Source organism: Nocardia sp. NPDC004123, from assembly GCF_053603795.1.
Genome location: NZ_JBSGGG010000003.1, coordinates 422,127 through 430,164, shown reverse-complemented (window position 1 = coordinate 430,164; position 8,038 = coordinate 422,127). Strand labels below are relative to the sequence as shown.

9 protein-coding genes are annotated in these 8,038 nt (G+C 66.3%); 7 read left to right on the top strand and 2 right to left on the bottom strand.

Annotated elements, in window-relative coordinates; all coding sequences use genetic code 11:
• The first annotated feature begins 185 nt into the window (after positions 1-185).
• From ACWEQQ_RS06300 to ACWEQQ_RS06290, 3 genes are all read left to right on the top strand, one after another.
• A complete protein-coding gene (locus ACWEQQ_RS06300) occupies positions 186-521 on the top strand; it encodes a hypothetical protein (protein ID WP_452347417.1) in 336 nt (111 codons plus the stop codon).
• A 130-nt stretch (positions 522-651) separates the two neighbouring features.
• Positions 652-1,527 carry a 3-hydroxyacyl-CoA dehydrogenase family protein gene (locus ACWEQQ_RS06295; protein ID WP_452347416.1) on the top strand — a complete coding sequence of 292 codons (876 nt, stop codon included), beginning with the start codon at positions 652-654 and terminating at the stop codon, positions 1,525-1,527.
• Between the two features lie 16 nt (positions 1,528-1,543).
• On the top strand, positions 1,544-2,443 hold the full coding sequence (locus ACWEQQ_RS06290) for a hypothetical protein (protein WP_452347415.1): 900 nt from the start codon (positions 1,544-1,546) through the stop codon (positions 2,441-2,443).
• Here the strand turns inward: ACWEQQ_RS06290 and ACWEQQ_RS06285 are convergent.
• Positions 2,440-2,742, bottom strand: coding sequence for an ArsR/SmtB family transcription factor (locus tag ACWEQQ_RS06285; RefSeq protein WP_452347414.1), 303 nt, complete (start codon positions 2,740-2,742; stop codon positions 2,440-2,442). The genes ACWEQQ_RS06290 and ACWEQQ_RS06285 overlap by 4 nt on opposite strands.
• An 82-nt stretch (positions 2,743-2,824) precedes the next feature.
• Here ACWEQQ_RS06285 and ACWEQQ_RS06280 point away from each other — a divergent pair, with 82 nt between their 5' ends.
• Positions 2,825-3,199, top strand: coding sequence for a VOC family protein (locus ACWEQQ_RS06280; protein WP_452342755.1), 375 nt, complete (start codon positions 2,825-2,827; stop codon positions 3,197-3,199).
• A 98-nt stretch (positions 3,200-3,297) separates the two neighbouring features.
• Here ACWEQQ_RS06280 and hsaA read toward each other — a convergent pair whose 3' ends face one another.
• Positions 3,298-4,461: a 3-hydroxy-9,10-secoandrosta-1,3,5(10)-triene-9,17-dione monooxygenase oxygenase subunit gene (gene hsaA, locus ACWEQQ_RS06275; RefSeq protein ID WP_452347413.1), complete on the bottom strand. Its 1,164-nt coding sequence runs from the start codon at positions 4,459-4,461 to the stop codon at positions 3,298-3,300.
• 209 nt (positions 4,462-4,670) lie between these two features.
• Here hsaA and ACWEQQ_RS06270 point away from each other — a divergent pair, with 209 nt between their 5' ends.
• The 3 genes from ACWEQQ_RS06270 (at position 4,671) to ACWEQQ_RS06260 (ending at position 7,855) form a co-directional block, all read left to right on the top strand.
• The gene (locus ACWEQQ_RS06270; protein WP_452347412.1) at positions 4,671-5,858 is read left to right on the top strand and encodes a Rieske 2Fe-2S domain-containing protein; all 1,188 of its coding nucleotides are present in this window, start codon (positions 4,671-4,673) and stop codon (positions 5,856-5,858) included.
• Positions 5,859-5,990: 132 nt separating this feature from the next.
• Positions 5,991-7,730, top strand: coding sequence for an aa3-type cytochrome oxidase subunit I (gene ctaD, locus ACWEQQ_RS06265; RefSeq protein WP_452347411.1), 1,740 nt, complete (start codon positions 5,991-5,993; stop codon positions 7,728-7,730).
• Positions 7,727-7,855, top strand: coding sequence for a hypothetical protein (locus ACWEQQ_RS06260; RefSeq protein ID WP_452347410.1), 129 nt, complete (start codon positions 7,727-7,729; stop codon positions 7,853-7,855). Before ctaD ends, ACWEQQ_RS06260 begins: the two co-directional genes overlap by 4 nt.
• The last annotated feature ends 183 nt before the right edge of the window (positions 7,856-8,038 follow it).

Genomic DNA, 8,038 nt, shown 5'->3' with positions numbered 1-8,038 from the left:
GCGCGCCGCTCAGCAACGCCAGCGCCTCCGCCCTGGTCGGGGCCGTTCGGCGTAACGCCTTGTCCACCAACAGATTCAACAGTCCATCAGTCATGTCAAGGCAATCTACCTCGAGCTTGAACACCGTTCAAGTATTGGTTTGACGTGGCTTTTTGTGATAACCAGCAGTCCGAGGTGGGTGAAGTTTGCCGAATATTCACAGACCGAGCGCCCGGACAGCCGGTCCGGAGGATCGGTGGCTTCGGGATCGGGAAGCAGGAGGGCAACGCCACGGTCCGCGCGCCCTCGCCGAGGTCGACCTCGGCATCCGCGTCCACGGCAACCGGCCCGCCCACGAACTCGCCGCCCTGAGCCGTCCGGTGATCGTAATCCTGTTGCGGCGCTCGGGAATCCCCGGCTCCGGCGCACCCCTGCCCCAGTTCGCCCCGGACGGATCGACCTGGCAGCGGACGGTCGGCGAAATCGGCCCCGCCGACCGCCCACCGATCTCGGATCAACTCGTTGGCTTCTTCCTGACGTGAGCACGGGCCGCACCGCGCCCACCGCGCCGACGATGCGGCGGCTCCGCCGGGAGCCGAGCCGACCCGGCTACCGTGATAGCGATCGATAACGCGAATCCACAGCTCGGACCTTTCATCGAAGGAGCGGGGAATGGCTGCGATACCGAAGGACTATCGCACCCGGCCGGTGGCCGTGATCGGCGCGGGAACGCTGGGTCGGCGCATCGCGCTGATGTTCGCCACGCGGGGCGGCACCGTGCTCATCACCGATCCGAACGGGGCGCAGGGGACGCAGGCCGCCGGGTACGCGACGGGTGAATTGCCTACGGTGGCCGCCCATATCGACGGCGGCACGCCGGGGATCGTGAGTTATGTGCCGGACCTGGCCGATGCGGTGGCGGCGGCGTGGCTGGTGGTGGAGGCGGTGCCGGAGCGGCTCGACCTCAAGAAGTCGATCTTCGGTCAGCTCGACGGACTGTGCGCGGTCGATGCGGTCGTCTCGTCGAATTCGTCGTCGTATGCGAGCAGGCTGTTCACCGAGGGGCTTTCGACCCGCGACCGGATGCTCAACACCCACTTCTATATGCCGCCCACGTCGACGACGCTCGATGTGATGTCCGATGGCGATACCGCGCCCGAGATCATCGACTTCGTCATGTCGACCTTCCCCGAATACGGTCTGCATCCCTTCCTGTGCCGCAAGGAGAGCACCGGCTTCATCTTCAATCGGATCTGGGCGGCGCTGAAACGCGAATCGCTCGAGGTCGTCTACGAGGGCGTCTCGACCCCACAGGACGTCGATGCCATGTTCACGCTGAACTTCGGCACCAAGGCGGGGCCGTTCCGGATGATGGACAGCGTCGGCCTCGATGTGGTGCTCGATATCGAAGAGCATTACGCCCAGGAGAATCCGCATCTGCCCGAGGGCCCACGCGTTCTGCTGAAGCGCTATATCGCCGACGGCAAGCTGGGCGTGAAATCCGGCGCCGGCTTCTACGACGACTACCCCGACCCGAATCGGCAGTGACCCGCAGGAGGCCGCGATGAAACATCTGCTCGCGCTCGACCTCAAAGCCCGTGCCATGCACGCGATCTCGCTCGACGGGGGTGACGTGCGCACCGTGATCACCGGGTTGGACGCCTATCCCGACGGCGTTGCCGTCGATCAGGATCGCGGGCACGTGTACTGGACCAGCATGGGCGCACCCGACATGCGTCCCGGACCCGGCACGGAACCCGTGTTCTTCCACCGGACCGGCATGCTCGAACGCGCCGACCTCGACGGCGGCAATCGCACCGTGATCGTGCCGCCCGGCGCGTTCACCACCGGCAAGCAGCTCACCGCCGATTTCGCCACCGGCCGCCTGTACTGGTGCGACCGCGAGGGCATGCAGGTCCTCACCTGCGATCTCGCCGGGGGCGAGCTGCACCCGCTGGTGGTCACCGGTGCAGGCCCCGAAGACGCTGTGCAGTCCCGGAATTGGCCGGTCGGCATCTGCCTGGACCTCGACCGCCGCCACCTCTACTGGACCCAGAAGGGCGCACCGAAGGCCGGTGAAGGCCGCATCTTCCGCGCGCCACTGGAACTCCCCACCGGCACCTCCCCCGCGGCCCGTACCGATATCGAGGTGCTCTGGCACGACCTCCCCGAGCCGATCGACCTGGCACTGTCCGGCGACGGGAACCTGCTGTGGACCGATCGCGGCGCGGAACCCGCGGGCAATACCCTCAACCGCGCCTCGGTCGACCCGGTTCCGGGTCCGGTGACCATCCTGTCCAGCGGCTACCGCGAGGCCATCGGCGTGGTGGCGATCAGCGAATCCCGGTTCTACGTCAGCGATCTCGGCGGTGCGATCCGCCTCGTCGACCTCGACGACGGTATCGACACCGAAATCGCCCGCCCCGGTGGCGCACTCACCGGACTGGCACTGGCAGACCTCTAGGGGAGGGACCCGAGCACCGCGTCGAGCACGCCGGGGAATCGTTCGTCGATGTCGGCCCGGCGCAGGGTCATGTAGCGGGCCTTGCCGTCGACGCGGGTGACGGTGAGGCCGGCCTCGCGCAGGGTGCGCCAATGGTTCGACAGGGTCGATCTCGGGATTACGAGATGATCGGGGCTGCAGGAGATTTCGCCGTGGACGTCCATCAGGCGGACCAGTTCCATCCGGACCGGGTCCCCCAGGGCGTGCAGCACCGTCACCAGGTCCAGGTTCGCGGTATTCGGCTGGGTGAGCGGCGGCATCGGGTTCCTCGTTCGGTTGACATGACCGGGGCACCAGCTTACGTTCGTTTCGTTGATTCGGAAATATCGAAATGAGTTCGCAGTGACGGTCCTCAGCACCCTGGCCCGCGTCTACATCGACGATCTGGACGCCGCATTGCCCACGTTCACCGCGCTCACCGGTGAGCAGCCCCGGCTCCGCTTCGCCTACCGCGAGCTGGAACTGGCCGGGATCGGCGCCTACCTGCTCATCGCCGGAACCCCGGAAGCCCTTGCCCCCTACCGGGAAACACACGCCACCGTGATCGTGGACGACCTGGAGGAGGTGCTCACGATCATCGCCACCCTCGGCGGCGACGTCCTCGACGGCCCGAACGACGTTCCCACCGGCCGCAATCTGACGGTGCGGCACCCCGGCGGCGCACGCATCGAATACGTCGAATTCGACACGGCCAAGATCGAATCCATCCCGAGCTGACGACGGCAGGCCCCCGCCGCGGCGATCCGGCGCAGGCGCTCTGGTCCTTCGCCTGGCGGGCGGGGCCTGATCCAGGACCCGCCGCCGACCCGATCCGACTACACCATGGTGTCCCCTACCGGAAGTCCGAAAGCGTGGTTCCCGTACATGACGTAGGCACGTTCGGGGTCGTTGGCCGCATGGACGCGTCCGGCATGAGCATCGCGCCACAGGCGTTGCAGTGGGGTGTCGTCGGCGAGGGCGCTGGCCCCGGCGGCCTCGAAGAGCCGGTCGATGGCGGCGATGGCGCGGGCGGTGGCGCGGACCTGGTCGCGGCGGGCGCGGGCGCGCAGAGCGAATGGGATCTCCCCGCCGTCCCGGAGCCGGGCGTACTCGTCGGCGACATTGCCGGACAACTGCCGCCACGCGGCATCGATGTCGCTGGCGGATTCGGCGATGCGGATCTTGCCGAAGGGGTCGTCCTTGGCGTGCTCGCCGGCGTACGCGGCCCGGATCCGCTTGCCCTGATGCTCGACGTGGGCCGCGTAGGCGCCGTAGGCCATGCCGACGATCGGCGTGGCGATCGTGGTGGGATGGATAGTCCCCCAGGGCATTTTGTAGACGGGCTCCGAATTTCGCCGCAGCCCGGGCGATGTCAGCGAGTTCATGACACCGAAGCTCAGGAAGCGGTGCCGCGGGACGAAGACGTTCTCGACGACAACCGTATTGGATCCGGTGCCACGCAGACCGACCACGTTCCACACGTCGTCGACGGAGTAGTCGCTGCGCGGGATGAGGAAGGAGCCGAAGTCGACAGGCTTGCCGTCCTCGAGCACCGGCCCGCCGACGAAGACCCAGTCGGCGTGGTCCACCCCGGAAGACCACGCCCAGGAACCGCTGACCAGATAGCCACCGTCCACCACGGCACCGGCGCCCATCGGCGCGTACGACGAGGCGATCCGCGCGTCGCTGTCGTGGCCCCAGACATCGTCCTGCGCACGCTGATCGAACAGCGCCAGGTGCCAGTTGTGAATCCCCAGGATCCCCGCCACCCAGCCGGTGGATCCACAGGCGCTCGCCAGGGTGCGCACGGTGTCGTAGAAGACCACCGGATCTGCGGCGCATCCGCCCCATTGCCGCGGCTGCATCAGGGTGAAGAATCCCGCCTCCCGCAGGTCCTCGATCGACTCGTCGGGAATGCGCCGCAACGTCTCGGTCCGCTGGGCGCGCTCGCGCAGGGTCGGCACCAAAGCCTCGACGCGCGCAGTGATTTCACGGGTCATCTCGCCGGGTTCTCCTGACCGGTCAGGTGGCGACCGCACATTCTTCGCCACATTTCTAGAACACGTTCCAGTCACTATTGAGCAGCTCGAGGTCCGCGACAAGCGGACGGAAATCCCTAAAAGAAGAGTCTTTCGACCATTTCCTGGATGCCCTCACCGATCGGAAGCTGACACAAATCTGCAACTGGTTCTAGACACAGGAGGGTATGATGGCGACATCACGCGGGTTCGGCAGAAAGATCCGGGACATCGACGTGGGCACGATGCCGACCCGCTATGCCCGCGGCTGGCACTGCCTGGGCCTGGCGGACGCGTTCCGGGACGGGAAACCCCACTCGGTCAATGCCTTCGGCACCAAGCTGGCCGTCTGGGCCGACGATACCGGCGATTTGCGGGTGCTGGACGCCTACTGCCGCCACCTCGGCGGCGACCTGTCGACGGGCACTGTCAAGAACGGCCGGATCGCCTGTCCGTTCCACGACTGGCGCTGGGACGGCGACGGCCGCTGCACCGGCATTCCCTACGCGCGGCGGGTACCCCCGCTGGCCCGCACCCACGCGTGGACCACGCTCGAGCGCAACGGCCAGCTCTTCGTCTGGCACGACCACGAGGGCAACCCGCCACCGGACGAGGTCACCATCCCGACCATCCGGGGACCGTACACCGACGCCGAAGGCAACTCCGCGGCAACGCTTTCCCCCGACTGGACCCCGTGGACCTGGCGCTCGATCCTCATCGAGGGCTCCAACTGCCGCGAGATCATCGACAACATTGTGGACATGGCCCACTTCTTCTACATCCACTACGCGTTCCCAACATTTTTCAAGAACGTCTTCGAGGGCCATGTCGCGACGCAGTACCTCGAGACCAAGGGCCGCCCGGACGTCGGCATGGCGACCAAGTACCGCGGAGACACGCTGCTGAAATCGGAGGCCTCGTACTTCGGGCCCGCCTACATGATCAATCCACTGCTCAATGTCTACGGCGGTTTCGAGGTCCGCAGCGTCCTGGTCAACTGCCACTACCCGGTCACCCAGGACTCCTTCGTCCTGCAGTACGGCATCACGCTGGAAAGACCCACGGGCGTACCGGCGGACACCGCGAACCGCCTGGCGGACAGGATGACCGAGGGCATCGGCGAGGGCTTCCTGCAGGACGTGGAGATCTGGAAGCACAAGTCCAAGATCGAGAACCCACTGCTCTGTGACGAGGACGGCCCGGTCTACCAGCTGCGCCGCTGGTACGAGCAGTTCTACGTCGACGTCGCCGATGTCGACCCGAAATCGGTGCGGCGCTTCGAGTTCGAAGTCGACACCTCGCGGGCCAACGAGGTCTGGGAGCTCGAGGTCGCCGAGAACCTGCGCCGGCGCGATGTGATCCCGGCCACCGCACCCTAGCCCAGTTCGAGGACGATCTCGGTTCGAAGGTCACCGGCAGCACGGCCCAAGGTCCTCGATCGCTCATCGAAGGTCCTCAAACCGTCCATTGGGGATTCACCGGCTACCCCGCAGCTCACTACCGTGCGCTGGGTGACCGCGATATCACCGAAAATCCCAGCAGCGCCGGAGATCACGCGTCCGCATCCGGTGCGGCGATCGCCCAAGGGCTCATTCCTGTACCGGATGGTCAGCACGACCGACCCGAAGGTGCTCGGGCAGATGTACCTGATGACCTCGATGGCGTTCTTCATGATCGGCGGGCTGATGGCGTTGATCATGCGCGCGGAGCTGGCGCAGCCGGGCATGCAGTTCCTGTCGCCGGAACAGTTCAACCAGCTGTTCACCATGCACGGCACGATCATGCTGCTGTTCTACGCGACCGCCATCATCTTCGGATTCGCGAATATCCTGCTGCCCTTGCAGATCGGCGCGCCCGATGTCGCGTTTCCACGGCTCAATGCGCTCAGCTACTGGCTGTATCTGTTCGGCGCGACCATGGCGACCGCGGGCTTCGTCACCCCGGGCGGTGCGGCCGATTTCGGCTGGACCGCGTATGTGCCGCTGTCTGACATCATCCACTCCCCCGGTGTCGGCGCGGACCTGTGGATCCTGGGGGTGGGCGTCTCGGGCCTGGGAACCATTCTGGGCGCGGTCAATATGCTCACCACCGTCGTGTGCCTGCGCTGCCCGGGCATGACCATGTTCCGGCTACCCATCTTCACCTGGAACGTCGTCGTCGCGAGTTTCCTTGTGCTGCTGGTGTTCCCGCTGCTGACCGCAGCCGCCCTGGCGCTGTACTACGACCGGCACCTCGGCGGGCACATCTACGATCCGGCCAGCGGCGGAACCATGCTGTTCCAGCATCTGTTCTGGTACTTCGGGCACCCCGAGGTGTATGTGATCGCGCTGCCGTTCTTCGGCATCGTGTCGGAGATCTTCCCGGTGTTCAGCCGCAAACCGCTGTTCGGCTACACCGGCATGGTGTACGCGACACTGGGCATCGCGGCGCTGTCCATCGCGGTGTGGGCGCACCACATGTACGCCACGGGAGCCGTTCTGCTGCCGTACTTCTCGTTCATGACCTTCCTCATCGCGGTGCCGACCGGCGTGAAGTTCTTCAACTGGATCGGCACCATGTGGAAGGGACAGCTCACCTTCGAGAGCCCGATGCTGTTCTCGCTGGGCTTCCTGGTGACCTTCCTGTTCGGCGGCCTGTCCGGCGTCATCCTGGCCTCACCGCCACTCGATTTCCATTTGTCCGACACCTATTTCGTGGTCGCGCACTTCCACTACACCCTGTTCGGCACGGTCGTGTTCGCCACCTTCGCGGGCATCTACTTCTGGTTCCCCAAGATCACCGGCCGCATGCTCGACGAACGCCTCGCGAAGTGGCACTTCTGGACCACGTTCCTCGGCTTCCATCTGACGTTCCTGGCCCAGCACTGGCTGGGCAACATGGGCATGCCGCGGCGCTACGCCGACTACCTGCCCTCCGACGGCTTCACCCTGCTGAACCAGGTCTCCACCATCGGCGCCTTCCTGCTCGGCGCGTCGATGCTGCCGTTCCTGTGGAACGTCTTCAAGTCCTACCGCTACGGCGAGGTCGTGACCGTGGACGACCCGTGGGGCTACGGCAATTCCCTGGAGTGGGCGACCTCCTGCCCGCCGCCGCGGCACAACTTCTACGAGCTGCCGCGCATCCGCTCCGAGCGCCCCGCCTTCGAACTCCACTACCCGCACATGGTCGACCGCATGCGCGCCGAGGCCCACGTCGGCTGGGGCGCGACCGCCCACCACGTCACCGAGACCACGCCCATGGAGGCGAAATGACCAGGCCCCAGCCACTCTCGACCTTCCGGATTCCCCGCCTGCCCTACGGCGCCCTGGTCATGCTGACCGGATTGACGCTGATCGGCGGCCTGATCCTGCTGACCCACCTCGCCCAGGGTCGCTGACCCCGATCGTGCGGACGCTGACTCCCCTCGCAGCCGTTCGCACTCCGGTGAGGCCGCACCCCCGCCCGCGCGGCCTCACCGGCCCTTTCACGAGGGTCCCCGCCCGCGGATTCGGCCGGCTCGGCTTGACGACAGGGCCGAGTGGACGGCACGCCAGAAGCGTGCCGCACGAGATCGCTTGTG

What these genes read in the sequence shown, in the direction of transcription:
- ACWEQQ_RS06290 (WP_452347415.1), top strand. Translation starts at nt 1,544, where the DNA reads ATGAAACATCTGCTCGCGCTCGACCTCAAAGCCCGTGCCATGCACGCG.
- ACWEQQ_RS06270 (WP_452347412.1), top strand. Translation starts at nt 4,671, where the DNA reads ATGGCGACATCACGCGGGTTCGGCAGAAAGATCCGGGACATCGACGTG.
- hsaA (WP_452347413.1), bottom strand. Translation starts at nt 4,461, where the DNA reads ATGACCCGTGAAATCACTGCGCGCGTCGAGGCTTTGGTGCCGACCCTG.
- ACWEQQ_RS06260 (WP_452347410.1), top strand. Translation starts at nt 7,727, where the DNA reads ATGACCAGGCCCCAGCCACTCTCGACCTTCCGGATTCCCCGCCTGCCC.
- ACWEQQ_RS06295 (WP_452347416.1), top strand. Translation starts at nt 652, where the DNA reads ATGGCTGCGATACCGAAGGACTATCGCACCCGGCCGGTGGCCGTGATC.
- ACWEQQ_RS06285 (WP_452347414.1), bottom strand. Translation starts at nt 2,742, where the DNA reads ATGCCGCCGCTCACCCAGCCGAATACCGCGAACCTGGACCTGGTGACG.